The organism is Arthrobacter sp. R3-55, assembly GCF_054161505.1.
The window spans coordinates 1090477-1114738 of record NZ_CP096423.1; the positions used below are offsets into that span (position 1 = coordinate 1090477).

Consider the following 24262-nt stretch of genomic DNA (forward strand, 5'->3'; position numbering starts at 1 on the left):
CGCCCGGGCATTACTGTCAGTGTCTATAGCCCGGTGTTGTTGTTGGAGAGGTGTTCTCCTTGGGACGCCGGACTTCATCAGCGGATAACTCCATACTGCTTGATGGAAGAGCTTTCGTCTACGCGGGATGACCTAACACTTAATCGAAGTTTGTGTGGCGAACGATCGCGAGGAGTTCTTCGCGCAGGTCCTCGGAGTCCAGGTTGATGGCTGCGAGGACATTGTTCTCTTGGTTCTGGGATTGTTCCAGCAGCGTCAGGCCCAAGTCGGTGATCAATACCAGTTGGCTGCGGCGGTCGAAGCGGTTGGGCTCACGGCGGATGTAGCCCCGCGATTCAAGCCTGGTCAGCAGGGGGCCCATGGTTTGGGCCTGCACCCGGACGCTGCGGGCAAGATCCCCGGGCGTGATGGGCCCTGCCGTCGCCAGGGCATCAAGCGTCAGCACCGCCGGGTAGGTCAATCCCAGCGGACGCAGTTTGTCGTTCCATGCAAGCTCCACGAGCCGGGCCGCCGTAGACAGCAGCCGGCTGGTTGGCCATAGTTCCATATCAGGCATTCAGGCGCCCCCAAGGCTTTCACAAATAGTCAGCTTACTTACTAGGCTACATGAGCCTTGTGCTGGGGCTGGCTGTGAGTACCTTAGGAGAGGTCGAACGCCGAACGTTCCACGCCCCGTTCGGCACCGTGAACTTGCAGGGCGTGCCGCATGGCTTGGCGGTTGTCTTCGGCGAGTTCGGGGTGGCCGGCGACCCGGTAAAGGTCCGCTGCCCATTGAAATTCATCGGCAGCGGCACGGAAGCGGGCTTCGTCGAAAAGGCGACGGCCGATGTGGTGACGGACGTAGGCCTCGTCTTCAGGTGACCGGACGGTTCGCAGCGCCCGTTCATGGAGGACGGCTGCGTCATGCCACCGGTATTGGCGTTGATTGACCTGCGCAAGGATCAGCAACAACTCCCGGCGGTCAGGCGTTTGGGGCAGCAGCTTGAAGCCTTCATCCAAAGCCTCAGCGTCCCGGCCAAGCAGCGCCAAGTAGCGGACGCGCTCCACCGGAGGACACTCGCCTGCCAAGGCAGCTTCAATGGCTTGGCGGTTGATGGCCACGTCGCGGAACGTCGTGGGGTCAGTACGCCAAAGACTCGCAGTATCTTCCACCGTGATGTGCCCCCATAGGCTTGTTACGGAGCCGACTGAGTCGCAGCACTCCTCAAAGGCAGGCTGCAGGAACCTCCATAATCTCATGAACGATGGGACCCGCAAGCTCGTTCCATTCGGTTGGAATCAGTGCAGCTCGTGGTCCGCGGGTGTAGCGCGCCAAGAGTGGAAGGGGACTGTCAGGCCCGCGCGTGTTGGTGCGCAGGTGAACGGCCCGGCAGTTGCGGCCAGATCGGGTGCAAACGGCACCACCCGCACCAGCTGGAGTTCATTTCCCTCCGAGGCGGCACGGATAGTGAGGGCGTCTCCCGAGCGGCTGACCCTCATGCGGACGCGCCCGCCGTTCCATTTCGGAACAGGCGCCAAGGACCAGTCCGAGACGCGGTCCGTAACCACCGCGCCCAGCTGAGCGGCGCCGTCGGCGAATTCGACACCTGCCTTAATCCAATGCTCGCCGCCGACACGGATGAAGATGCCCGCTTGATCGAACTGTTGGGAAAATGCTGTGGTGAACTCAACTTCCATGGCACTGTCCTGCGGGAAGGGGGCAAGCAGCGCGTGTTCGGTGTCGTGGATGAATCCGTAGGACGTGACGCGCCAGGCGTCGCTGCCTTCGGCTGCGGTCACCAGCAGGTCACCGGCCTGCTCGACGACGGCGGCTGGCTGGTTGGTCCACTCGCCGCGGCTCCAGGGGATGTCAGTCGGCACGGGACTCCTCGAGGTTTTTGGATGCAGGGCTGTTTTAGGACTCTAGCCGTTCCTTCTCAACCTCGGAGTTGTTTTTACTTGCAGGCCGGTTGCGGACCTGGATTCTGCGTGTCACGAAGAAGAGGACCAGCCCGATGCCCAAAAGGATGGCTGCCCGCAACCAGATTTCCGGTCCTTGCTGAAACAGCAGGAGGAGGCACGAAGCCAGTGCCAGGTACGGAATGACCACCGGCACGCGGAAGTGCTGGTGTTCAACTTTGTCTTTGCGCAGCACCATGACGGCGAGGTTGGTGCTGATGAAGACGAATAAGAGCAGCAGGACCACTGTTTCAGCAAGCGAGCCCAGATCGCCGGTGGCGGTCAAAGCCATCGCGGCCAGCGTCGTGACGGCAATGGCTACCCAAGGTGTGCGTCGTTGGGGGAGAACCCGCCCCAGCCCTGCGGGGAGGAGCGATTGTTCTGCCATTCCAAAGGCCAGGCGGCTGGCCATGATCATGGTCAGCAGCGCACCGTTGGCGACGGCGATGAGTGCAACCAGGCCGAAGAGCCAGTCGGGCACCCCAAAGCCTGTGGCTTGGACAACCTGCAGCAATGGGCCCGAAGAGCTGTTGAGGTCAGCTGCGGGCAGGGCAATGGATGAAGCCAGGCCGATAAGTATGTAGATCGCGCCGGCGGTCAACAGCGCCCCGAACAGTGCCTTGGGGTAGACGCGGTGGACGTCCCGGACCTCTTCGGCCACGTTCGCGGAAGTTTCGAAGCCGACAAAGGAGTAGTAAGCCAGCAAGGAAGCTGCGAGAATCCCGGCCCCTGGGGAGACCGCCGGGTTGAACTCAAGGACGCGCGAAGCGTCGCCGTCTCCGCGGCCGAGCATGAGGCCAACCAGGACGATAACCAACACCAGGCCCGATACTTCGATGACGGTCATCACCACATTGGCCCTGACGGATTCCTTCACTCCTCGTGCGTTCAGCAGACCTATCAAGAGCAGGAATATCAGGGCAGTGGGTGTGGCAGGCACATCGAGGAAAGGCTTGAGGTAATCCCCGGCGAAGGCCAGGCTCAAACCGGCCGCACTGGTCACGCCGGCAGCCAGCATGGAAAATCCGACCAGGAACGAAATCAGGGGCACGTTGAAAGCCCGCTCAGCAAAGACCGCAGCTCCGCCGGCCTTTGGATATTTAGTGACCAACTCTGCGTAGGAGGCGGCGGTGAGCATGGCCAGGAACAGGGCAAGCGCAAGTGGAATCCAAACAGCCCCTCCCACCTCGCCTGCGACCTTTCCCACCAGCGCGTAGATGCCGGCGCCCAGCACATCACCGAGGATGAAAAGGAAAAGCAGTGGACCGGTGATCGACTGCTTGAGTTTTGATTTTTGTGACTTTGCCGGGCTGCTCATGGGAACAGATCCTACTTGAAGTAAGGGGCCTTACTAAATTACTCCTGAGACCATGCAGTGCGGTGCCTGCAGGAAGTCCTGAGTTGTGTAAGGACGGCATTGCGATCAATTCGAGCGACACTTGACTCTGACACTGTGGAAGGCGGGAGAACTAAGGCATGTTATCCATCGGAGCTTTCGCGCAGATCGGGCAGGTGACCCATCGCATGCTTCGGCATTGGGATGCCTCAGGCCTGCTCGTGCCGGGTTATGTGGACGAGTTCAGCGGCTACCGGTCCTATGATCCTTCCCAACTTGAGCGCCTGCATCGGATTGTTGCATTGCGCCAACTCGGCTTTGGCCTTAACGACATCTCGTCGATTCTTGACCAAGGCGTCGAGGCCGAACGCATCGCATCCCTGTTGAGGATCCGCCGCGCAGAGGTTGAGCAGGAACATCGGATCGCTTCCGCCCGGCTCGTTGACGTGCAGCGGCGGCTCCACCTCATCGAGAAAGAGAACCACATGTCACAGATTGAGATTATCGAAAAGCCCCTGGCCGCTGTCCGTCTTGCAGCCCGCCGCATGGTCGTAGCTGACCAGCCTGAAGTCGCAGGCGTGGTGGGTCCCGCTTTTGATGCCGTTGCCGAAATCATTGGCGATGAGCGTGGGACTTTGGAGACCCCTGTGGCGCAGTACCAGACCATGGAAGAGGGCCTGCAGATCATTGCCGGATACTCTTACGCCGGACCCGCGCGGGAGGGCTTCGAGATCATCGAGTTGCCCGCTGTGGAAACGGCTGTCTGTGGCGTCCATCTCGGCTCCATGGACCACATTGCAGAAAGCTGGCAGGCCCTGCACGCTGAGATATTCGCTCGAGGGCTAGTCCACTCCGGGCCGTGCCGGGAACTCTATGTTCGAGCGATTTCAGAGGATCAGTCCGATTGGGTGACCGAGCTGCAGCAGCCTGTTCGTCGCGGCTAGAAGCGGCCACCACTACGCCGGAGGCCTCCTTCTCCCGGAGTGCAGTCGCTCCCGCGCGAGTAATGTCCGCCTCAACGCCATGAGCAGATGGTCCGGTTGCCCTGAAAGTACGCGACGCAGCTGAACGAATATGGAACCACAGACCATCTCGTCCAGCTGCGCCATGATGCCCCGCTGCCCACTGTGGTCCTTCAAGAGATCATCGCGTGGAGGTTGCGGCAGCTACCGCAAGCCAAGGCCTGAGCCCTCTGATCTACTCCACAAGCTTCCCGGCCACGGAGTCCTCGGCGTGGGCCTCGGCCAAGGCCCGGAAGGACTCGGGAGCAGGAGTCACTGTTTCAAAACTGACGCCTCCACCTGGTGACCAGACAAAGTTGCCCTGCAGTGACGGGTCCATCTCCGGGAAGTCGGCACGGTTGTGCGCTCCGCGGGTTTCGCGTCGTTCAATGGCGCACTCCAGAGTGGCTCGTGCGGCGAGGAGGGAACCCAGAAGGTCATAGGCGTGGGCCAGGTCGTCGTAACCTGCGATGTCCGGGTGCGCCGTAACAAAGCCGGCGCGTTCCTCCAGGTCAGCGAGCTTCCCGAGTCCCGCTTTCAGCCCCTCTTCGGTGCGCACCACACCGGCATGCTCGGTCATGAGATTGCGCAATTCACGCTGGAGCCGACGCGCTGATTCAGTACCCTTCCCGGTAAGAAGGCCTTGCATTTCGGTGTGGGCCAGTCCCACCGCTGCAGGATCCCGGCGAACATCGGTGCGTGAACGTACGTACTCGGCCACATGTTCGCCAGTGATCCGCCCGTAGACGAGCAGTTCGATCAGTGAGTTGCCCCCGAGTCGGTTGGCTCCATGCAGCCCCGAGGATGCCTCGCCAATGGCATAGAGTCCGTTCACTCCGGTCCCGTGATCCTCCGGTGCCACCCAGACCCCGCCCATGGAGTAGTGAGCTGTGGGTGCAATTTCTATTTTGGTAGTGGTGATGTCCAGCATCTGAAGGTCGATCAGGGTGCGGTAGACCCGGGGCAGCTTTTCCATGATGGTCTCGCGAGGCAAGTGGGAGACGTCCAGGTAAACCCCGCCCTTCTCTGTCCCACGACCTTCGGCAACCTCAGTGAATCCCGCAAGAGCCACCCTGTCACGGGTTGAAAGCTCCATGCGCTCGGGGTCGTACCGTTCCATAAAGCGCTCGCCGAGGGCGTTGGTAAGGATCCCGCCTTCCCCGCGTGCGGCTTCGGAGACCAAGGTGCCTGCGGCGTCGTCGGGGTCGAGGAGGCCTGAGGGGTGGAACTGGACCAGTTCGGCGTCGCGGATGCGGGCGCCGGCCAGCGCGGCAAGCCTGAAAGAGTCACCGGTGTTCTCATCGCGTCGTGAGGAGGTGTGGCGCCAGATGCGCGTGTGGCCGCCTGCGGCCAGGATGACCGCGTCGGCGTGGATCTGCACCGGGTTTCCGTCGACGACGTCGAAGCCATAGGCACCAAAAATGGTGCCGTCGGCTACCAGGAGCCGGGTGATGTAGACGGTGTCGATGATGGGTACGTTCAACTCGGCAGCCCGGCGCATGAGGGTCCGCTGGATCTCCAAACCGGTGTAGTCCCCGGCGTAAGCGGTTCGGCGATACTTGTGGGCGCCGAAGAAGCGCTGGGAGATGCGGCCGTCTTCTTCGCGGGCGAAGGGCATCCCCCATTTCTCAAGGTCCTCGATGCCGCGGGCAGCATTCCGGGCGACGGTTTCGACAATGGCCGGATCGGCCAAGAAGTAGGACTCACGCAAGGTATCGGCCGCGTGCTGTTCCCAGCTGTCCTCGGGGTCCATGGTGCCCAGGGCTGCGTTGATCCCACCGGCTGCCAGGCTCGTGTGTGCATCGTGCTTTCTGCGCTTGCCAACAGCCAGCACCTGAACTCCCCTCTGGGCGAGTTCAATGGAGGCGCGCAGGCCGGCGCCGCCGGTTCCGATGACCAGCACTGAAGTGGACAGGAGACGTTCTGGAGTTGAGGAGAGGTTCATATCCACAACGCTAGGAGGATTGGCGCTATGTCTCCAATGAATTATTCTGCTCGCAGTGATGCGTTTATGCTATGACCATGAAGTTGGACCAGTTGCGCTCCTTTGAAACAGTGGCTCGTGTAGGGCATTTCACACGTGCGGCCGAGGAGCTCTATCTTGCTCAACCATCGCTCAGCCGACAGATAGCAGCACTCGAGGCCGATCTTGGCACGGCACTTTTTCACCGCAGGCCCTCAGGAATCACGCTGACGAATGCGGGAGAACTGCTCTTGCCCATTGCCCGGCGAATGCTCGGGGACGCGCAAGCAGCGCAGGACCAGATTCAGGAACTCGCGGGATTGCGCCGCGGCCGCGTCCGGCTCGGGGCCCCGCCTACGCTGTGCGTCTCGTTGGTGGCGGACGTGCTGGCCGCTTTCCGCAGCGCCCATCCTGGAGTGGAATTGCACATCACTGAAGGCGGCTCGCGTTTTTTGGTTGATGCCCTGAACGAAAGCACTCTGGACCTGGCCCTGGTGGTCACCCGGGGAACAGACCCTTCCGTGCCGGGCACTGAACTGGTCCCGCTGCTGTCCGAGGAGCTGGTGGTTATTTCCGCCTCCACCTCAGGGTTGCCGGAAGAATTTACCCTCGAGGAACTTGCGCGTGTACCGCAGGTGGCGTTCAACCGAAGTTATGAACTGCGCATGGCCACTGATGCTGCGTTCGCCGCGGCCGGCGTCGAGCCTTTGATTGCCGTCGAGGGCGGGGAAATGGATGCGGTGCTGCGGTTCGTGGAACGCGGGCTGGGTTTGGCGGTCGTACCGGCGATGGTGGTCATTGACCGGCCCGGGCTTCGCAGCGCGCGTCTGGTGCGTCCAGCGCTGAGGCGGACCGTCAACCTTGCCCGGCGCAACGACGTCGGACCTTCAGCGGCTGCAGCCGCCATGCAGCAGTTCATCTTCGACACCGTGGACCGCCTCGCGGCGCCGGGCACCGAATTGTCGCGCCTGGTCACGGCGGCGCCACATGGCTGACCGCTGGCAGCTTGCGTGACTGGCCCGGTAAATCGACGACGACGGCCGGCGGGCTCAGCCTTCAGGCGCCCGGCACAACACGGCCAACAGTGCACCGGAACGGTTGGTCCAGCCCTACGTTGATTTCTTTTCCGCCGTCCAGGACTGCCACGAAACCAGCGAGGCAATCCCTCTACCACCAACAGGGTACGCAATGCGGTTGGTGCCGTGCTGGCGGTGGGGATGGCCAGCATAACCTTGGCGAACGTGGTGGCGGGTGAGTCGGAAAGCCACTGCATTGAGTCGTACGTGGAGCGGGTGGAAGTTGAGGTGGTTTGATGAACGTGGTGGTCAACGGCGAAGGGGAGGGGCTTGCGAATGCGTAGAGGACCTAAAGCGGGGTTTGCGCTGCTTGCGTTGCTGACACTGACAGCAGCGGGTTGCGATGAGCGGCCTTTTACGCGGGACTACGCACGGTCCGTTCCAAACTCTGTCATTCAGGTCGGTGAGAAGTCGGACAAGACCTGGGAGTACGTGGACCGGGGCGGCGTATCCCGGGAACTCGATGCCTGTGAAGATCTGAGTCCGTGGAACGCAGCCTATAGTTGCGCCTCACCCGACGGTTCAGTGGAACTAACCTTTAGTTCCTCTAAACGCTTGCGCAATCCGTCGCTTCGGGTCGGCGACGAACACGTGCCCCTGCACTGCATTAACGACGGATTTTGGGGCGACGGGCTGAGGTTCTGCCTACCGGCGTCTGACCCTGCCGTCCCGCCCCAGCCGGTTCCCGCCGCGACAAGCCCTGATGACTGCCAGGCTCAGCAGCAAACCTGGACGGCGGCTGGTCCAGCCTTCCGCGGCACTCTACTCCGCCATCTAAGGCTGGCGAGGAAGCATGGCGGCAAATAGGAGGACGGGCCCGAACCAGGCGAGATAAATGACGGTGACGGGCAAGATGGCCATAAACCAAAGGGCGAGCTTGCCCTGCAGAGCGGTACGGGCCGTTACTTCGTCCCTGAGTTCAGAAATGACGTGGGCATTGTCATGTAGCGAGAGGGATTTTCGTGTTCTGGCCACCAGCCGGGTGACGTACAACATCGCCAGCAGCAAGAACAGGCATGCAGTGAGGAGAATTATGGTCCCGGCAATTATCAATCCAAGATTCATACCGTCCCCCAAGCATCGTGTTTTCCTCGTCGGCGCCAGCATAGCTCTGAAGTTCTTCAGACCCGCCTCAATGCGGCTTTGACGGGCAACTCCGCCTGGCCGCCGCATTTGGACCACTGCAAGGCTCCGGAACGCAAGTGTCCCGCCTGATGGGGGATCAGGCGGGACCTTTCAACCATAGTTTCGCTGGCTGGTGATTTGCCGAGTGCCTTTTGCCCTCGTCCCGGGGGAGCGCTGCGCGTACGCTGGCCCCATGGAGTCCGAGGTCAGGACTGTCGCACTGAGCACAGGTATCAGCGTCACCTGTTTCATTCAAGGTCGCCTTGAACAAGCAGCCGAAGACGGCGGCACGCCCTTGCTCTTGTTGCACGCCTGGAGTGAGTCCTGGCGTAGTTTCGAGCCGCTGATTGCCTCGGTTCCGGGCTTGGTTGTTGTAGCCCCGGATCTTCGTGGCCACGGCCTTGCCGACAAGCCCTCCGGTGGTTACTCGCTGATTGAAGCGGCCGAAGACGTTGTGGCTCTATTCGATGCCCTGGATCTCGTCCGTGCCCACGTGCTGGGTTCTTCCAGCGGGGGATATGTTGCCCAACAACTAGCTGTGATGCACCCGGCGTTGGTGGCTTCGCTGACTCTGGTTGGGTCACCGTTGAGCCTGCAAGGGAAGCCGCCGTTCGCCGCAGAAGTGGAATCCCTGGCTGATCCGGTTTCAGAGGAGTGGGTCCGGGAATCGTTGTCCTGGTATCGGCTCCTGCACACGGTTCCTGCGTCCTATATTGAAGACCGGGTGCAGGACGGTCTCGCAATGCCGGCATCGGTGTGGAAACAATCGCTGCGCGGCTACTACGAAGCCGTGCCGCCAACAGAAACCGGCACCATTTCAGCCCCCACCCTGATTCTGTGGGGTGCTCACGACCACCTGGTGCCGCGACACCATCAGGAGACCTTGGCCCGACGGATACCGGGATCGCGTCTAAAGATCTATGAGGAGACCGGGCATCTGGTGCTGTGGGAATGTCCGGAACGGGTGGCTGCAGATGTGGTGGGGTTTGTGGGTGATGTGCGGAGCGGCTGGCCCTGATCTTCCGCGGGCCAGCCGTTCTTTACCTCCTCAGACTGACTGAGTTAGAGGATGGCCGTCATGACATTCCAGCCGGTGCCCACTTTTGTGGCCGTGGGCCAGGCGGCGCCCCCGCTACCGGCGTAGAGCCACAGCTCACCGGCTGCGTTGCGTGCCAGGATGTCGGCCTTGCCGTCGCCGTTGAAGTCACCGGGTCCAACCAGGGAGTTCATGACGTTCCAGCCCTGGCCGATCTGCCTCTTGGGGAGCCAGCTGCCGTATCCACTGGCGGGGTGCAACCAAAGTGCCCCGGTGCCGTCGCGGGCAATCAGGTCTCCGAGGCCGTCGGAGTTGAAGTCGTCTGTCCCGGTGATTTCCGAGAGTCCCGCTGCGCTGGTGAAGCCAGAACCGGCCCAGCCAGGATGTAAGAACCTGGCCTTTCCATCTGCAGCGTACTGATACAAGTTTCCGGAGCGGTTTCTCGCAATGAGGTCTATGAAGCCATCGCCGTAAAAGTCGACGCCCTCAACTGCATTCATCTCCTCCCAGCCATGACCTACCTGTACGCGCTGCCGCCAACCTCCATTACCGTTGCCAGGGTAGAACCACAGCAGCCCCGCCCCGTCACGCGCCAACACGTCAGCATGGCCATCGTTGTCGAAGTCGCCGGGTGCGACGAGGGACGTCATCACGTTCCAGCCCTGGCCAACCTGGACACGCGGCAACCAACCACCTGAGCCGTTACCTGGGTAGAGCCAAAGCAGCCCTGCCTTGTCCCTTGCCAAGATGTCGGTTTTGCGGTCTCCGTTGAAGTCGTTCTTGACGGATCTCGCCGCATTTCCATCAATGATAGCCACCGAGTACTGTCTGTATTGGTTGCCAGAGCTGGCTGTGTTGACGACGTATACCTTGTTGCTATTTGTGTTTACGGCCGCCTGTCCGGGGTCCCACCCGGTGTATACAACACTGCTGCTGTTTTTCCCTTCCTCGATGACGGTGACACCCCGAACAAGCATGGAGGCGTAGATCTTGTTGTTCGCGGTGTTGACCACGATGTTCCGCACCTGGCTTGCGGTGGGTATCGTCGCAGTCTGAGTCAGGGTGCCGCCATCCATTACCTTGACGGAGGCACTGGAGGAGTCTCCGGAGCCCACATAAATTTTGTCGGTCACTGCGTTCACGGCCAATGTTCCGAGCGGAGCGGTCGACGCGATGGAGCCCTGGATCGCATTGCTTGCCCCATCAATCACTTTCAAACTGGATCCATATTTTGGCGCGCTAGTTGCGTATATCTTGTTCTTCGTCGGATTGACTGCCACGGCGAGAAAACCATCGGCTCCAATGGACACTGTGGAAGTGATATTCCCGCTCCCATCGATCACCTTGATGGTCCCACCGGAGAGGGCGTAAGCCTTGTTAGTGGCTGCATTGACGATGATGTCTTTGGCTGAAGCTGAACCAGGTACAGGCTTGGTAGCGTTGGTGACGCCGTCGAGAATAACGAGGCCGTTGTTGGTACTTACGTATATTTGGTTGGTTTTCTCGTTCACAGCCAAAACGCCCGCCACCGAATCGACCGGGACCTCAGTAACTGCGAGCGTTGCCCCATCAATCACAGCGATGGACCAAGAAGCGCTGACATATATTTTGTTCGTGGTGGAGTTAACTACAACGTGGTCAGCGGGGTCGGAATAGATTGCTCTGGCTCCGCCAGCACCAACGCTGTGCACGCCACCGTACGAGGCGACATAGGCCGTGTCTGTTACAGGGTTTACTGCAATTGAGGTGGGCCACTGCCCGACAGTGAAGCGGTCCGTAACTGCGTCTGCGGTGGCCGGTTCTGTAGTTACCAGAGACACCGCGAACGCCAAAGCGGCGGCGACAATCGTAGCCCCCGCCCGTCGCCGTCGTCGTTGATTTGATTTCTTTGACGGGCGCGTTTCATCCAAAGCAACAGACATGAGGTCCCCCATTGATCGTGACGCTCTACCGCGTCCATAGTCGGATTCTAGTAGAAATATCAACGGCCACCCCTGGTCAATCAGGGGTGGCCGTTGATTTTCATTCAAGTGGTGCAAATTAGAGGATGGCAGTCATGCCGTTCCATCCTGAGCCGACTTTGCTCGCGGTAGGCCAGGCTGCTCCGCCGTTGCCTGCGTAAAGCCAGAGCTCACCGGCTGCGTTGCGGGCGAGAATATCGGCCTTGCCGTCGCCATTAAAGTCGCCGGGACCGACGAGTGAATTCATGCTGTTCCAACCCTGTCCAATGGTCTGCTTTGGGAGCCAGCTTCCATAGCCGTTAGGCGGATAGAGAAACAGGGTGCCGGCGCCGTTGCGGGCGACGAGATCAGAGATCCCATCAGCGTTGAAGTCAGCTGCGCCAGTAATCTCGGACATTCCGGTCCAGCCGGAACCGGCCCACATCCGGGGCAACCAACCGCCCTTGCCATCTCCGCGATATACCCAGAGCGCGCCGTCGCGGGCACGAGCAACGACATCAGCGAATCCGTCACCATGAAAGTCAATTGCCTCAATTGCGCTCATGCCTTCCCAGCCGCTGCCGACCTGCACACGAGCGAGCCAGTTGCCGGAGCCGTTGCCTGGATAGAGCCACAACACTCCGCCTCCGTCACGAGCCAAGACATCGGCGTTGCCGTCTCCGTTGAAGTCGCCGGGAGCCACTAGGGCGTTCATGACGTTCCAGCCCTGTCCCACCTGGAGGCGCGGCAGCCAGCCGCCGGAGCCATCGCCGGGGTAAAGCCAGAGCACCCCCGCAGCATCTCTGGCCAAGATGTCGGCCTTGAGATCTCCATTGAAGTCGTTCTTGACGGGCTGTTCCGCATTTCCGTCAATGACGCCCACAGAATCACTCTCGGAGTTGACCACGTAAACCTTGTTGTTGGACGTGTCCACGACTGCAGCGTCGGGTTCCTGGCCCGTGTAAAGCGCACTGCTGGTGTTGTTCCGGCCATCAATGATGGTGGTTCCACGGCCAGTCATGGTGGCGTAGATCTTGTTGTTGGACGGGTTTACCACGATGCTGCGAACCCGGGTAGCCGTGACTATGTGCGCAGTTTCGGTCAGGGTGGCGCCGTCGATCACCTTGATGGATCCGTCGCTGTTCCAAGTGCCGGATTCGACGTAGATCTTGTCGGTGGCGGGGTTCACCGCCAAAGTTCCGAGTGGGCCTTCGGATGCCAAGGATCCCGTGATTTTGTCAGTGGCACCGTCGATGACCTTGACGCTGGATCCATACTTTGGTGTCGTCGTGACGTAGATTTTGTTCTTTGACGGATTGATCGCGATAGCACCGATCCCGCCCGCACCCACGGACACAGTTGACGTGATCTTTCCGCTGGCGTCGATGACTTTCACAGTCCCGGCGGAAAGAGCGTAGGCCTTGTTGGTGGCAGTATTGACTGCAATGTCTTGCGCACCGGCGGAGTTCAGGATCGGAGTGGCCACGTTTGTAGCGCCATCGATGATCTTGAGGCCATTTGCAGTGCTGACATAGACCTTATTGGTCTTTTCGTTTACCGCAATGACGTGTGCACTAGCGCCAACTGCGACGGTGGTGGCTGCGTGGGTCACGCCGTCAACTACTGCGACCGAACCGGAATCGCTGACGTAGATCTTGTTCGTCGCCGTGTTTACAGCGATGTGAGACGACATGACATCGGGCTGATACACATTCGCTGTGCCACCTCCGCCGATGCTGTAAATGCCGCCTAAAGTCGACACATAGGCTGTGTCGGTTACTGAATTCACGGCTATATGGGAAGGCTGCTCACCCACTGGGACGGCATCCTCTACGGCGTCAGCCGTAGCCGGCGCGGCAGCAGTTCCCAACACCAGCGCCAGGGTCAAAGCGGCGGTGCCGAACCCAGAGACTATATGCCGTCGTCGTATGCCAACCGGCCCGCGCGCGCGCGAACCCCACAAAACAATACTCAAGGAATCCCCCGGAAGTCGTGACGCTGAAGCGCGTCTTCATGGGTATTCTATATTGGTTGTAGGCCCAGTGGGTGAGAGAACCCGCCCAGTGGGCAGCCAACCCCAAATGCTAGTAGGGGCCGGAATGCTAGGCTATGGGCCAGTCGTCTCAAAAACTTCCAGCCTTGTAAAGTTCGTATATTCCGAGTGAGTTTTATAGGGTTCGTCCATGACTACGCTCGGTAAAACTGTCCGAAAAGCTGTGATTCCGGCCGCTGGCCTGGGCACTCGCTTCCTGCCAGCCACAAAAGCTATGCCGAAGGAAATGTTACCGGTGGTGGATGCACCGGCTATCCAGTACGTCGTTGAAGAGGCAGTCAACGCAAAGCTGACTGACATTCTGATGATCACGGGACGCAGCAAGCGCGCGCTGGAGGATCACTTCGATGGTGCTCCTGCCCTGGAACGGACCCTGGAACTAAAAGGTGATCAGACCCGCTTGGAGTCAGTGCAGTACGCTTCAGGTCTGGGCCCCATTCACTATGTGCGCCAGGGAGAGCCCAAGGGGCTCGGACACGCTGTGCTGTGCGCTCGTCAGCACGTAGGAGATGAACCCTTCGCCGTTCTGCTAGGCGACGATCTGATTGACGAGCGCGACGAGTTGCTAACGACCATGATGGAAGTGCAAGCTCAAACAGGCGGTTCGGTGATTGCCTTGATTGAGGTAGAGCCGTCTCAGATCAGCTCGTATGGGTGTGCCGACATATCCACCATTGACGGTCAAGGTTATGTACGTGTAAATAGCTTGGTCGAAAAACCGGATACGGATGAGGCTCCCTCCAACCTTGCAGTAATTGGTCGATACGTTCTGCACCCTTCAGTCTTTGATGTCCTCGAACGGACTGAACCTGGCCGTGGGGGTGAGATCCAGCTGACAGACGCGCTGCAAACTCTTGCCGCGGGCCATGGCGAAGGCGCCGGGGTCTTTGGTGTCGTCTTCCGCGGAAGGCGTTACGACACTGGTGACAAGCTCAGTTATCTTAAGGCCGTGATCACTTTGGCGTCCGAACGCCCCGAGTTCGGCGAAGAGCTAAAGGCATGGATGAAGGGCTTCCTGGACTAGCCGGAGCTACGCTGCAGCCATAGCCGCGGACAAATGCGGGTTTCGCTCCTTGTTCGGTATAGTTGGTGTTCTTCGCAGGTTTGCCGGCGAAGAACCACACAAAAAAGATCCGTCCCGCCCTTTCGGGCGTGGGCGGATCTTTTTGTTTACGGTGGCTAAATAGGCGAAATTTCCCGAATAGTCTGGACATGGCCTTTCAGCCGTGTCTCCTGGGCACGGTCACTTGCATCGTAGAACCACCACTGTATGTTTCCTTCTGTGGCTCGTGCGGCTGAAATAACTTCTTCGGTCGCTAGCCCCTCGTTGATCACGAATGTAGGCATCATTTCCTCCCCAATTTGAGTGCAGCCCGGGGAACTCCGACAACCAGAGCTCCGCCCGAGGCGAGTTCGCACTGGATTCTATCTCAGGAATCACAGTGAAAGAGCCGGAGGACGCGCCCACGTCCACTGTAAGAGGCGTTACAAGACGACCACCGGATTCTGTTTCGGCCATGTCGTGCTGTATGGTTACACGCGAGGGCCTCCCGTGTGATCAGTGGTTTCTAGACATCTCTGCTGACCACCGGGAGGCTTTTCCTGTCTCATTTTGGGACGAACCCTGCCGGAGGCAGGCCCCGAGTGCATTTCCAATCCTCAGAATGGCGCTAACGCGTCGCCGTCATCGTCGGGACGTTCAGAACCTGGCCAGGAGTGCTGTTTGCTAAGGTTAGTAAGCCTGAACCGTCGACTGCATGAGATTGAACGAATTGGAACCTGACCTGAAGCTGAACCAAACCAGGGCACGAGTGTGGAGGTCCGGACAGGTGTCCAGTGGCGACCTCAATCCCACAAGGCAGTCGCTAGTTGCCCTTCTCAAGTGCGTGGGCAGCGATGTAGGCCCCCAGTTGGTCTTTCGAAAGGGCTGCTGCGATCTCCGAGATGGCCGTGGTGTCCGCCACGACGATCGACTGACCATCTGCGGACGTTCCGGTCCCAAGCGTGGGCAGAGTGAACATGACAGTGTCACTTGCTCTAAGGTTCTTCATGCCCAAGGCGAGGCTACCGATGGCAGCGGCGTCGAAACTCTTGTCGACGCTGATGAAGGGTGACACAGCGCTGACCATGCTGTTGACTGTGACAGGGTTAGCCAGGGTCTCGCGGGCGATGGTCTTGCTGATGATTGCATTCATGTAGGCCTGCTGATTTCGCACTCGCTGATAGTCGCCGTCGCTGAATGACATTCGTTCACGGACGAAGGCAAGTGCTTCGTCGCCATTGAGCGTCTGCTTGCCTGCTTCGTAGTAGTGGCCCTTCATGGGACCCTTTGCCGGCGCGAACGGGATCTTAACATCGACCTCCACGCCGCCCAGGGCATCGGTAAGACCCTTGAAGCCTTCGAAATCGACCATGGCGACGTGGTCGACGCGCTGCTGGAAGAGCAACTCCACGGTCTGGACCATGAGGGGAACACCACCCTGAGCGAGCGCCGAGTTGATTTTCGACTCGCCCTTTCCTGGGATCTCCACCCAGAGGTCACGCATGAGGGAGACGGCGTAGACGTTCTTGCGGTCTGCCGGGATATGCACGAGCATGAGCGTGTCAGCCCGTTGATCAGTGGAGGCCGCCGTATCGACGTCGAGCTCAGCAGCGCCACGGGTATCACTGCCCATCACAAGAATGTTCATCGGCGCAGTGCCGTTGACGGGCTCGGCCTTCTGTGGTCTCGTCGACTCCTCCGGGAAAGCAGTCTCAATCTTCGTTGTTCCAGAGTTGAACGTTTGCGCCAAATTGAAGATGTAGGCGCCTCCGATTAGGCCTGCAACCAGCACCGCCGCAGCAAAGCCAAGGAGGACGTTGCGTCCGGTTCTTTTACCGCTTTTCCGACGTCGGTGGCGGGATTCCGCCGGGGGGGTTTCGGTGTCTGTCGGGAGCGTCATGAGTTCCTTGGTGTCGGTATCAGCAGTAACAATTCTATCAAGGGGTGTGGGCGTTAGCTTCAACGGCTGATTGCCGCCCCTCTAGATCCGTGCTCATTGGTTGGAAACAAATTCTTCCGACTTCCCCCCCCAACTATTGACCACAGTGACGGCGAAATCACGGCCGCTGTCGGCACTTGTTGGGCCAACATCGACGATGATGAGTTCCAGTTTTGGGTTCGCGCCTCGACCTTGTCCGTACTCAAGATTCACGCTTCTGGGCTCCAGGACCATCTTCTGATGTTCACCCGCATTGGTAGTCCACCTGACTTCCACTCGCCCTCCAGTAAGACTGAAGCCTTGGACTTCGACGCGGCCATCTGAAGCATCAAACTTTGTACCCGTAATGATTGGCGTCGGCCGACTCGACTTGAGCTGGTTCTTGAGAGGAACTCCGGTGCCCTCGCAGGTGTAATACGAATCCCACATGAACGAGACGACCTTTTGTGGATCGGGCAGTTGCTGCAACTGGCGGTCCAACCTGACTTTGCTCGACTGTCCGCGCAAACTGCTCCCGCAGGCATTTGAAGGTGTCGCCGGTGTCATGCCCTCCAAGTTTGCCCATAGTACGGCGTCGGTCCCCGATAGCCCGGATAAGGCGGCAAGGAAGTACTCTCTAATTGGGGCTACATATTTGCTGCTCCATGACCCCTTGCCGACGACAGTGGCCGCGAAGCGGTCAACGGGATCGTCAGCCTCATGCGGCAAAAATGCTCCGGCCTTGCCAGTACCCATACCATCTTGGACGGCGATGATCAGTTGCAGACCGCCAGAGGTATCAGCAATCCGGCGGCTTCCCTCACGGGCTTCTTCCACGCTAATGCTGACAGCATTACGTCGCGTGTCGAGATAGGGGCTGACGATGGCTGCCCTTGTTGGAAAAATGTCACGGACGGCTCTATTTTGCATTTCGTAGAGACTTAGAATTGAGTCAAATGCTGGACTGTTGCTGAGCGGCATTTCGGTATGGTGATAGAAACCTGCAAGCCCAGGTACGTCGTTGACGGCTGCTTGATACTCCAAAAACCGTTCCGTAAAAAGCGCAAGTGTTTTCTGGTAAGTAAGGTCGGGTAGGTAATCTGGGTTCGTCAGTTTCACGGGAGAGGGTAAACCCGCATAGTACTGCATGCCCAGCCGGGTTGAGACGGCAGCCAAGGATGCCGAAGGATCGTCAGCATCCTTGCTGTTCCCACCGATCACGACGACGTCGTAAACGCCGTTTGTCGATGTGCAACCGTTTCCTTTTGTTGGCAGCACTAAAACAGTGTAATATTTATTGTTACTCATCACGGTTCGGTCGCGCGGGCATTTAGTAACTGAGGTGTCCCATCTGCTGCCATCCGAGTAAGTGAAATATCGATTGACACTAATGCCGTCCGTGGAACTTTCAGTGCAGTTCTTTCCATCGATTTGGCATTCAACAGAAATTGCTTCGACCGTGGCCGGCTTCAAAAGTGTTCCGAATGTTATGACCGTGTCGCCGCCGAGTGCTTTGATTTCCGCCAGTTTTCGTTGGTTGGTCGCATCGCTGGAACTCGCAGAAATAAAGTATCCGCTAATGGGGTAAGGCGGAGCCGCGGCACTTTCAGACTTGCTGTCTAGTGGATCTGGCTCGTTCGCGATACCGAACAGCCTGGCTACAACCGCAATGAGAAGTACTGAAACTACTATGCTCCCACGTAGCCACATGCGTGGGCGAGATTTCTTATTGCGGGCAGAGTCGGGCGTTGCCTCTGTTCTCCGCAGCCATCGGAGCGTCATCTTATCCTTTTGGTGAGGTCGGCAGAGATGACTCTATCAATCAGAACCTGCCGGGGGGCGAACTAACGGCTAGGGCGGGAGAGGTTCTAAATCATACGATAAACTGATGCGGGTCGCCCTCCGAAGGTGGACGTCCGCGCGCCGCCACGTCTCAGGCAGCGCAGCACGATCCGAGAACGTGTGCATTTTCGGCGAACAAATAACGGGGGTTAAGATGGGAAGGGTAATCAGACGTGTCCAAGCCACAAGCGCCGTCCTGTTGCTGGCCATTCTCGGGTTCGTAGGCGCCCAACCTGCTGGTGCTACGGACACAAATCCCGCACCCGCGGAACAACCTAGCGAATCTCCGAGCCCAGATCCCACGGCACCGCCAATCCTGGTGCCCCCTGTTGTCACTGACCCAGTGGTCCCACCTGTGCTCCAGCCTGATCCGATCCCAGCGCCCGTGGATACAAACCCCGCGCCGGTGGATACGAACCCCGCGCCGGTTCCTGATCAACCCCCAACTGTTGAGCCAGTCGTGCCGGCAGAGGTCCACCCTGTGGCACCAGTACCTCTTGCACCGGCGGGTTTCCTCCCTCCTCCGACGCCTGACGCCCCGCCGGTCGCCGTGGACTACGGCATCAATGATCAGTCCGTGCAACCTGACGCGGCTGAGGTTGAAGCATCCTCGACTACTGACGCTGAGCCTACCCCGACACCCGTAGCAACCAGGACTTACGCTCCGCCCATTGCCAGCGCGGAGATTGCCGGCCCTCTTAGGGCCGCTCTGTCGCCCGCGGCCGAGAGTAACTTGGTTGTGCAAGGTCTCACTGTGCTGGTGCTTGTGTTGCTTGGCGTTGCGTACTTCAGAGCACTACGGTCCAAGGGAATCCGTGGACCACGCCTTGACGGCAAGTAGGCCCATGGTTAGGTCCCTCTCAGGGGAAAAGATTGCGGTAGATCCGGCATCGCCGATGCGCCTCATGCTTCTCACACACTCGTACTGGCCGGAACACAGTCCGCCGCAGCGCCGCTGGGCGTCTCTGACGCGGGAATTTCGACGTGCAGGATGGAACGTCGACGTCGTAGCGCCGGTGGCACACTATCCGAATGGCCGCCGCAACCTGCCCCGGCGTGAGGCGGGATTAGCTTTTGCACACCAGAGCGGACCTCACGGTGAAGTAATCAGGCGAGTCCCGTACCTACGCCACCTGGGAACCTCGTCACTAGCGCGTTTTGTAGACCAGTTTTTCTCCGCAGTGATGTCTGTCCCCGTGGGACTCTTAGGGCAAAAACCGGATGCGATTCTTGCAACGGCGCCTAGTCTGCCGACCTTAGCCACAGGGTACGTCCTATCCAGGCTCCGCCGGGTGCCGCTCATAGTTGAGATGCGAGACGCCTGGCCCGACTTGGCGCGGGATGCGCGGATGGTCCAAGGGAGCGTGAAAAGCCTCGTGGAAAGGGTCGTTGAGTTTGTGCAACAGCGAGCGGATCTTGTCGTGACAGTCACCGACGGTTTCGCCGCAACCCTGCGTGACCGTGGTATTCGGAATGTGGTGACCATAAGTAACGGACTCGATCTGAGTTCGATTCCTTTCCTGGAACCCCCGGCATCCGTGCGTGACGTCTTTCACGCGCTATACCTTGGCAACCATGGCAAGAGTCAGCGGTTGGACGTGCTGATTCGGGCAAGCGCTTTGCTGGGTGACGGATTTCATTTGACCTTGGTTGGACACGGAACCAGCCGCCCGCAACTGGTAAAGCTTGCTCGTGAGATCGATGCGCCGGTTACTTTCTACCCCTCACTTCAGGGGGCGGAGGTCATCGATAAATACCGCGAAGCAGACACGTGCATTGTGTCTCTCCGGGACGATTGGAAGTCGTTTGAAACTACTGTCCCATCAAAGACCTACGAGGTTCTTGCGATCGGCCGTCATGTGACTGCGGTGGTGCGGGGAGAGGCTGAGCGCATCATCCTTGAAGCCCGCGGCGGAGACGTCGTGTCTGCCAGCCCTGAGGCCGTAGCCCAGCTATGGCGGGAACTCGCCGCTGATCGAAGCCGTCTCTCATCAGGCTCCAGCGGACGTGAATGGGTCCGGAATAACGCCGACTACACTCAGCTGGCTGTTAGATACATGCAGGAAATTTCGGCGCTCGTGCGGTCTGGAAAAGCTATACGGCAGGTGCGTCGCCCGTGATTCAGTTCATTCGAAATATTCGACTAGCGGCGGGGACTGTTTCCGAACATTTGACTGAAGCGCCGTTTGTTCTCGTCTTGCAGGTCCTACGACGAATTCCCTCCCGTCTTGTACGGCCGGCCGCCCGTTTCGTTTCCCGTTTGGCGCCTGGATCTTGGCGCCCAATACTCCTTTTGGCCAGCCTTGCGGCGGGGGATGTTGAAGGGTTGGCCCGACGCCTAGATCGCGCTGTAGGGGCCGGCACCGGAGGAGATCGCGCCCGTAAAGCTGCCGAAGTGGCTTTGGCTGCGGGCCTGCCGCATTTTGCGGATTGCCTTTTGCGATTGGTGGCGGATTCACGTCAAACGGCGTCTACTGTAGCTCGGCGCAAATGGTACGACGGCGACATGAGCGACGCGGTCGGCGTGCTCCATGGCCAGGCTGGCAGCACAACCAAGCAGCGGCTCCGTTTGAAGTCAGAACTCAAGGTCTTCCAAGGCTGGAACCCTGTGGCACCGGCGGTCCTAATGACGCCGGAGCCTCGCCGCGTCCTGCACTTAGTGACAAACTCAGTACCCCACACAGGAAGCGGCTACGCGCGACGCACGCATTCCATTTTAACGGCGCAGCAGGAAGCCGGTTGGGAACCGTTGGCCGTGACTCGAATGGGATACCCCGTTCAAATTGGGGTCCTGACCGCGAGGAACCTGGACGTAGTTGGTGGTGTCAGATACGAGCGGATCCTGCCCGGAGCTATGGCCTCAAAGATGGATGATCGTTTGCAGCAGCAAACGACCGAACTCTTGACAATTGGCAAGAAGTTCAGGCCATCAGTCATCCACACTACAACCCATTTCGTGAATGGTCTTGTGGCGAGGGAAGTCGCCCACGCACTGGATATTCCGTGGGTCTATGAAGTACGTGGACAGCTTGCAGATACTTGGGCATCGAGCCGTAGTGAGGCGGCACGCAACAGCGAACGATACCGGCTCTTCAAGGAACGCGAAGCTGAAGTCATGCGATCAGCTGACCTTGTCGTAACCCTCGGCGAATCGATGAAACGGAATATTGCGTCCTTCGGTGTAGAAAAGGACAAGATTCTGATAAGTCCCAACGCCGTGGGCGGTGCCTACCTCGAGGCTCCAATGGAGCATGGGGAGGCTCGGCGGATTCTAGGTCTTGATCCCAAAAATCTCTACATAGGGACAGTCAGTAGCCTTGTTGACTATGAAGGTCTCGATGATCTAATTGCGTCATTTGCGCTACTTGCGCCTAGACTGCCTAGGTTGAAGCTGGTTCTCGTGGGGGACGGAACGGCTGCGCCCACGCTAAGAGCCCAGGTGAAGCGTTTAGGACTCTCGGACCGGACGATCTTCACAGGCCGGGTTCCTCCTGACCAGGCGCGACTCTATCATTTGGCGCTTGACGTCTTTGTCGTGCCCCGAAAAGATCTTGCGGTTACGCGGTCTGTTACGCCGCTGAAGCCTGTCGAAGCTCTAGCCTCTGGACGGCCAGTTGTAGCCAGTGATTTGGATGCGTTGAGGGAGATCGTGCACGACGGCATAAACGGCAGACTAACCGAGGCGGAGAATCCTGTCCTCTTGGCTGATGTTTTGTTCGAGCTACTGAACGATGAAGGTTTGCGCCGGCAGATGGGATCCGCGGGGAGGGCTGAAGTACTCGCCTCGAGGACATGGCGAGCCAATGCTCTTGGGTACGGCCAGGCATATGAAAATTTGGCGTTTAACTATTCTAGGAGGGCCAGCTGATGTCGACGACGATGGCTCGAGAGCCTAAGCATGCTCAGGTGGGGCCCGAAACTGAGGACGTCGTACAACTGAAGTGGGTTGAGGATAGGCCATCTGTTGTGCGGGACCCTGTAAGGCGAAATGCCCTTCACCGGCTTAAGAGAACAAGGGGAAACATCTAGTGTCCGCGAAAAAGGCTAGGTTACCAGCGCCTGCGGCCATACAGCCGATGTCGGTAGACATCCGAAAGCTATCACGCGTCGGATCAAGGCCTGGCTTCTTAGACTACTTGGTCCGGCTCTGGGACTACAGGCAATTTATTTTCTATGATGCCCGGGCGCGAGTGCAGAGCGGAACACGCAAGGATCGGCTTGGAAGCGCTTGGCTGTTGCTGAATCCGGTGTTCAATGGCCTCACCTACTACGTGATCTTTGGCCTTTTGCTCCAAACGAGCCACGGGATCGAGAACTTTGTCGGGTATCTGGTTGTTGGGATATTTCTATTTCAGCTGAGTGCAGGAGCTATAACGGCAGGGGCACGTTCCATCCGCAACGGGAAGTCCGTGGTTCAAGCCTTTAACTTTCCTAGAGCCGCTCTTCCTCTGGGAGCCAATGTCCGCGAGATGCTCTCGGCGGTGCCCCTCATTCTGGGTATGCTGCTACTGGTAGTAATTCTGCCCCCGGCTGAAGTCATCAGTTGGAAGTGGCTTCTAATAGTCCCTGCGGTTGTGCTCCAAGGAGTTTTCAACCTCGGCATTGGCATGATTCTTGCCCGGATTATCTCCACCATTCATGATGTGACGCATTTGCTGCCGTTCGTAATCAGGGCATGGATGTATGGATCTGCGGTGTTCTACTCCTACGAGAGATTCATTCAGGATCCCACTGTTCTGGCAGTGATGAAATTCAACCCTCTTTTTAATGTCATAGACATCGTCCGGAGTTGTGTTCTGTATGACAGGGTTCCCGCGTGGGAGTCCTGGACGAGCTTGGCCGTAGTTGCGCTGACGGCACTTCTTATCGGCTTCTTCTTCTTCTGGAAGGGGGAGGAGACCTATGGTCGAGATTGACCAAACGGTTTTTTTGGATGGTCCGCCCTGTGTCGTGATCGATAAGGTGAAGATGACTTATCGAGTAGCGTCATCAGACGAGAGGACGACGATCGCGCGTAGAGGCCTCAAGGGCAGAATCCGCAGGCTATTTCGTCACACCAACCTCGTCACAGTGAGTGCGCTCAAGGAAATTTCCTTGGTCGTAGAACGCGGTGAGTCTGTCGGGATCATCGGTCGCAACGGATCCGGCAAGAGCACACTAATGAAGCTAATCAGCGGGCAGGCAGCACCGTCCGAAGGAGCTGTTTATGCGTCGAGTACCCCGGTCTTGCTGGGAGTAAATGCCGTATTGGTCCCCGAGCTCTCAGGTGATCAGAACGTGGTGCTGGGATGCTTGGCCATGGGTATGAGTATGGAGCAAATAGACGAGCAGTTTGACAGCATCGTGGAAGTTTCCGGCCTGGACTCAGCTATCTATCTGCCGATGAAATCTTATTCTGCAGGTATGGCATCGCGCCTTCGCTTTGCGATTGCGGCGGCCGTTAATCCAGAGATTCTCTTGGTTGATGAGGCACTGAATACTGGTGACGCCCAGTTTGGTAACCGAAGCAAGGCTCGAATGGACGAGCTCCGGTCGCAGGCAGGGTGTGTGTTCATCGTTAGTCACAGCCTCGACACCATCCGCGACATGTGTTCTCGCGTGCTTTGGCTGGACAAGGGTGAGCTGATCATGGATGGAGACCCCGAGGAAACAACGAGGCTATACCAAGAGTTTTCGTCCCATCTTTCGAAGGGAAACAACATCAGCGCGGCCAAAATTAAGGACGACGCTAGAGCAAATCTTGTGGCTACCCAAATTATGGAGAGAGCCAGCGGCAGACGAACGGAGGGACGCTGACATGCTCTTAATTGATGAGCTTCGAAAGGCAGCGTGGCATTTGCGCCAAGGGGGGCTCGCTGAACTTGGCGAATGGCGACGACGCCAAAAAATTGAAAACAGAATGAAGAGAGCGCGGAAGTCGAGAGCTCTGACCCCCGGTCCGCACAACGAAAAGCCTGACTCAAGGAAGCAGCAAACATTCGGACCGCACCGT

The 24262-nt window shown here is 58.7% G+C and carries 18 protein-coding genes; 8 read left to right on the forward strand and 10 right to left on the reverse strand.

The window, feature by feature from the left end; translation table 11 throughout:
• Nucleotides 1-139: 139 nt before the first annotated feature.
• From M1D51_RS05170 to M1D51_RS05185, 4 genes are all read right to left on the reverse strand, one after another.
• Entirely contained in the window at nucleotides 140-556 is a 417-nt protein-coding gene (locus tag M1D51_RS05170; protein WP_172325320.1) for a MarR family winged helix-turn-helix transcriptional regulator, read from the reverse strand.
• Between the two features lie 83 nt (nucleotides 557-639).
• Nucleotides 640-1152, reverse strand: coding sequence for a hypothetical protein (locus tag M1D51_RS05175; protein WP_458108791.1), 513 nt, complete (start codon nucleotides 1150-1152; stop codon nucleotides 640-642).
• A gap of 126 nt (nucleotides 1153-1278) precedes the next feature.
• Nucleotides 1279-1860, reverse strand: coding sequence for a DUF1349 domain-containing protein (locus M1D51_RS05180; protein ID WP_458108792.1), 582 nt, complete (start codon nucleotides 1858-1860; stop codon nucleotides 1279-1281).
• 34 nt (nucleotides 1861-1894) lie between these two features.
• Nucleotides 1895-3256 carry an APC family permease gene (locus M1D51_RS05185; RefSeq protein WP_458108793.1) on the reverse strand — a complete coding sequence of 454 codons (1362 nt, stop codon included), beginning with the start codon at nucleotides 3254-3256 and terminating at the stop codon, nucleotides 1895-1897.
• A 158-nt stretch (nucleotides 3257-3414) separates the two neighbouring features.
• On the opposite strand from M1D51_RS05185, the gene M1D51_RS05190 reads away from it, so the two are divergent.
• A complete protein-coding gene (locus tag M1D51_RS05190; protein ID WP_458108794.1) occupies nucleotides 3415-4218 on the forward strand; it encodes a MerR family transcriptional regulator in 804 nt (267 codons plus the stop codon).
• A gap of 253 nt (nucleotides 4219-4471) precedes the next feature.
• Here M1D51_RS05190 and M1D51_RS05195 read toward each other — a convergent pair whose 3' ends face one another.
• Nucleotides 4472-6220, reverse strand: a complete 1749-nt coding sequence (locus M1D51_RS05195; protein ID WP_458108795.1) for an L-aspartate oxidase — start codon at nucleotides 6218-6220, stop codon at nucleotides 4472-4474.
• 71 nt (nucleotides 6221-6291) lie between these two features.
• Between M1D51_RS05195 and M1D51_RS05200 the strand changes: the two genes are divergently transcribed.
• Nucleotides 6292-7233 carry a LysR family transcriptional regulator gene (locus tag M1D51_RS05200; RefSeq protein WP_458108796.1) on the forward strand — a complete coding sequence of 314 codons (942 nt, stop codon included), beginning with the start codon at nucleotides 6292-6294 and terminating at the stop codon, nucleotides 7231-7233.
• An 855-nt stretch (nucleotides 7234-8088) separates the two neighbouring features.
• Here M1D51_RS05200 and M1D51_RS05205 read toward each other — a convergent pair.
• A complete protein-coding gene (locus M1D51_RS05205) occupies nucleotides 8089-8379 on the reverse strand; it encodes a hypothetical protein (protein ID WP_458108797.1) in 291 nt (96 codons plus the stop codon).
• A 253-nt stretch (nucleotides 8380-8632) separates the two neighbouring features.
• Here M1D51_RS05205 and M1D51_RS05210 point away from each other — a divergent pair, with 253 nt between their 5' ends.
• The gene (locus M1D51_RS05210) at nucleotides 8633-9457 is read left to right on the forward strand and encodes an alpha/beta fold hydrolase (RefSeq protein WP_458108798.1); all 825 of its coding nucleotides are present in this window, start codon (nucleotides 8633-8635) and stop codon (nucleotides 9455-9457) included.
• A gap of 44 nt (nucleotides 9458-9501) precedes the next feature.
• On the opposite strand, the gene M1D51_RS05215 is transcribed toward M1D51_RS05210, so the two are convergent.
• Together M1D51_RS05215 and M1D51_RS05220 are read right to left on the reverse strand one after the other, a co-directional pair.
• Nucleotides 9502-11397 carry an FG-GAP-like repeat-containing protein gene (locus M1D51_RS05215; RefSeq protein ID WP_458108799.1) on the reverse strand — a complete coding sequence of 632 codons (1896 nt, stop codon included), beginning with the start codon at nucleotides 11395-11397 and terminating at the stop codon, nucleotides 9502-9504.
• Nucleotides 11398-11515: 118 nt separating this feature from the next.
• Nucleotides 11516-13390, reverse strand: a complete 1875-nt coding sequence (locus M1D51_RS05220) for an FG-GAP-like repeat-containing protein (RefSeq protein WP_458108800.1) — start codon at nucleotides 13388-13390, stop codon at nucleotides 11516-11518.
• Nucleotides 13391-13598: 208 nt separating this feature from the next.
• Between M1D51_RS05220 and galU the strand changes: the two genes are divergently transcribed.
• Nucleotides 13599-14492 (forward strand): UTP--glucose-1-phosphate uridylyltransferase GalU, encoded by an 894-nt coding sequence (gene galU / locus M1D51_RS05225; RefSeq protein ID WP_458108801.1) that lies wholly within the window; start codon nucleotides 13599-13601, stop codon nucleotides 14490-14492.
• A gap of 841 nt (nucleotides 14493-15333) precedes the next feature.
• Here the strand turns inward: galU and M1D51_RS05230 are convergent.
• Complete coding sequence (locus M1D51_RS05230) at nucleotides 15334-16410, reverse strand: LCP family protein (protein WP_458108802.1); 1077 nt, start codon at nucleotides 16408-16410, stop codon at nucleotides 15334-15336.
• A gap of 93 nt (nucleotides 16411-16503) precedes the next feature.
• Entirely contained in the window at nucleotides 16504-18210 is a 1707-nt protein-coding gene (locus tag M1D51_RS05235) for a hypothetical protein (protein ID WP_458108803.1), read from the reverse strand.
• 965 nt (nucleotides 18211-19175) lie between these two features.
• On the opposite strand from M1D51_RS05235, the gene M1D51_RS05240 reads away from it, so the two are divergent.
• From M1D51_RS05240 to M1D51_RS05255, 4 genes are all read left to right on the forward strand, one after another.
• On the forward strand, nucleotides 19176-20390 hold the full coding sequence (locus M1D51_RS05240) for a glycosyltransferase family 4 protein (protein WP_458109547.1): 1215 nt from the start codon (nucleotides 19176-19178) through the stop codon (nucleotides 20388-20390).
• Between the two features lie 386 nt (nucleotides 20391-20776).
• Entirely contained in the window at nucleotides 20777-22138 is a 1362-nt protein-coding gene (locus M1D51_RS05245; RefSeq protein ID WP_458108804.1) for a glycosyltransferase family 4 protein, read from the forward strand.
• Nucleotides 22139-22298: 160 nt separating this feature from the next.
• Nucleotides 22299-23186 carry an ABC transporter permease gene (locus M1D51_RS05250; protein WP_458108805.1) on the forward strand — a complete coding sequence of 296 codons (888 nt, stop codon included), beginning with the start codon at nucleotides 22299-22301 and terminating at the stop codon, nucleotides 23184-23186.
• A complete protein-coding gene (locus M1D51_RS05255; protein ID WP_458108806.1) occupies nucleotides 23173-24066 on the forward strand; it encodes an ABC transporter ATP-binding protein in 894 nt (297 codons plus the stop codon). The genes M1D51_RS05250 and M1D51_RS05255 overlap by 14 nt, the downstream gene beginning before the upstream one ends.
• Nucleotides 24067-24262 lie beyond the last annotated feature (196 nt).

Bases quoted from the DNA above. Each gene is read 5' to 3' on its own strand.
- M1D51_RS05170 (WP_172325320.1), bottom strand. From the start codon at position 556: ATGCCTGATATGGAACTATGGCCAACCAGCCGGCTGCTGTCTACGGCG.
- M1D51_RS05185 (WP_458108793.1), bottom strand. From the start codon at position 3,256: ATGAGCAGCCCGGCAAAGTCACAAAAATCAAAACTCAAGCAGTCGATC.
- M1D51_RS05190 (WP_458108794.1), top strand. From the start codon at position 3,415: ATGTTATCCATCGGAGCTTTCGCGCAGATCGGGCAGGTGACCCATCGC.
- M1D51_RS05195 (WP_458108795.1), bottom strand. From the start codon at position 6,220: ATGAACCTCTCCTCAACTCCAGAACGTCTCCTGTCCACTTCAGTGCTG.
- M1D51_RS05200 (WP_458108796.1), top strand. From the start codon at position 6,292: ATGACCATGAAGTTGGACCAGTTGCGCTCCTTTGAAACAGTGGCTCGT.
- M1D51_RS05205 (WP_458108797.1), bottom strand. From the start codon at position 8,379: ATGAATCTTGGATTGATAATTGCCGGGACCATAATTCTCCTCACTGCA.
- M1D51_RS05210 (WP_458108798.1), top strand. From the start codon at position 8,633: ATGGAGTCCGAGGTCAGGACTGTCGCACTGAGCACAGGTATCAGCGTC.
- M1D51_RS05215 (WP_458108799.1), bottom strand. From the start codon at position 11,397: ATGTCTGTTGCTTTGGATGAAACGCGCCCGTCAAAGAAATCAAATCAA.
- galU (WP_458108801.1), top strand. From the start codon at position 13,599: ATGACTACGCTCGGTAAAACTGTCCGAAAAGCTGTGATTCCGGCCGCT.
- M1D51_RS05230 (WP_458108802.1), bottom strand. From the start codon at position 16,410: ATGACGCTCCCGACAGACACCGAAACCCCCCCGGCGGAATCCCGCCAC.
- M1D51_RS05235 (WP_458108803.1), bottom strand. From the start codon at position 18,210: ATGACGCTCCGATGGCTGCGGAGAACAGAGGCAACGCCCGACTCTGCC.
- M1D51_RS05240 (WP_458109547.1), top strand. From the start codon at position 19,176: ATGCTTCTCACACACTCGTACTGGCCGGAACACAGTCCGCCGCAGCGC.
- M1D51_RS05245 (WP_458108804.1), top strand. From the start codon at position 20,777: ATGAGCGACGCGGTCGGCGTGCTCCATGGCCAGGCTGGCAGCACAACC.
- M1D51_RS05255 (WP_458108806.1), top strand. From the start codon at position 23,173: ATGGTCGAGATTGACCAAACGGTTTTTTTGGATGGTCCGCCCTGTGTC.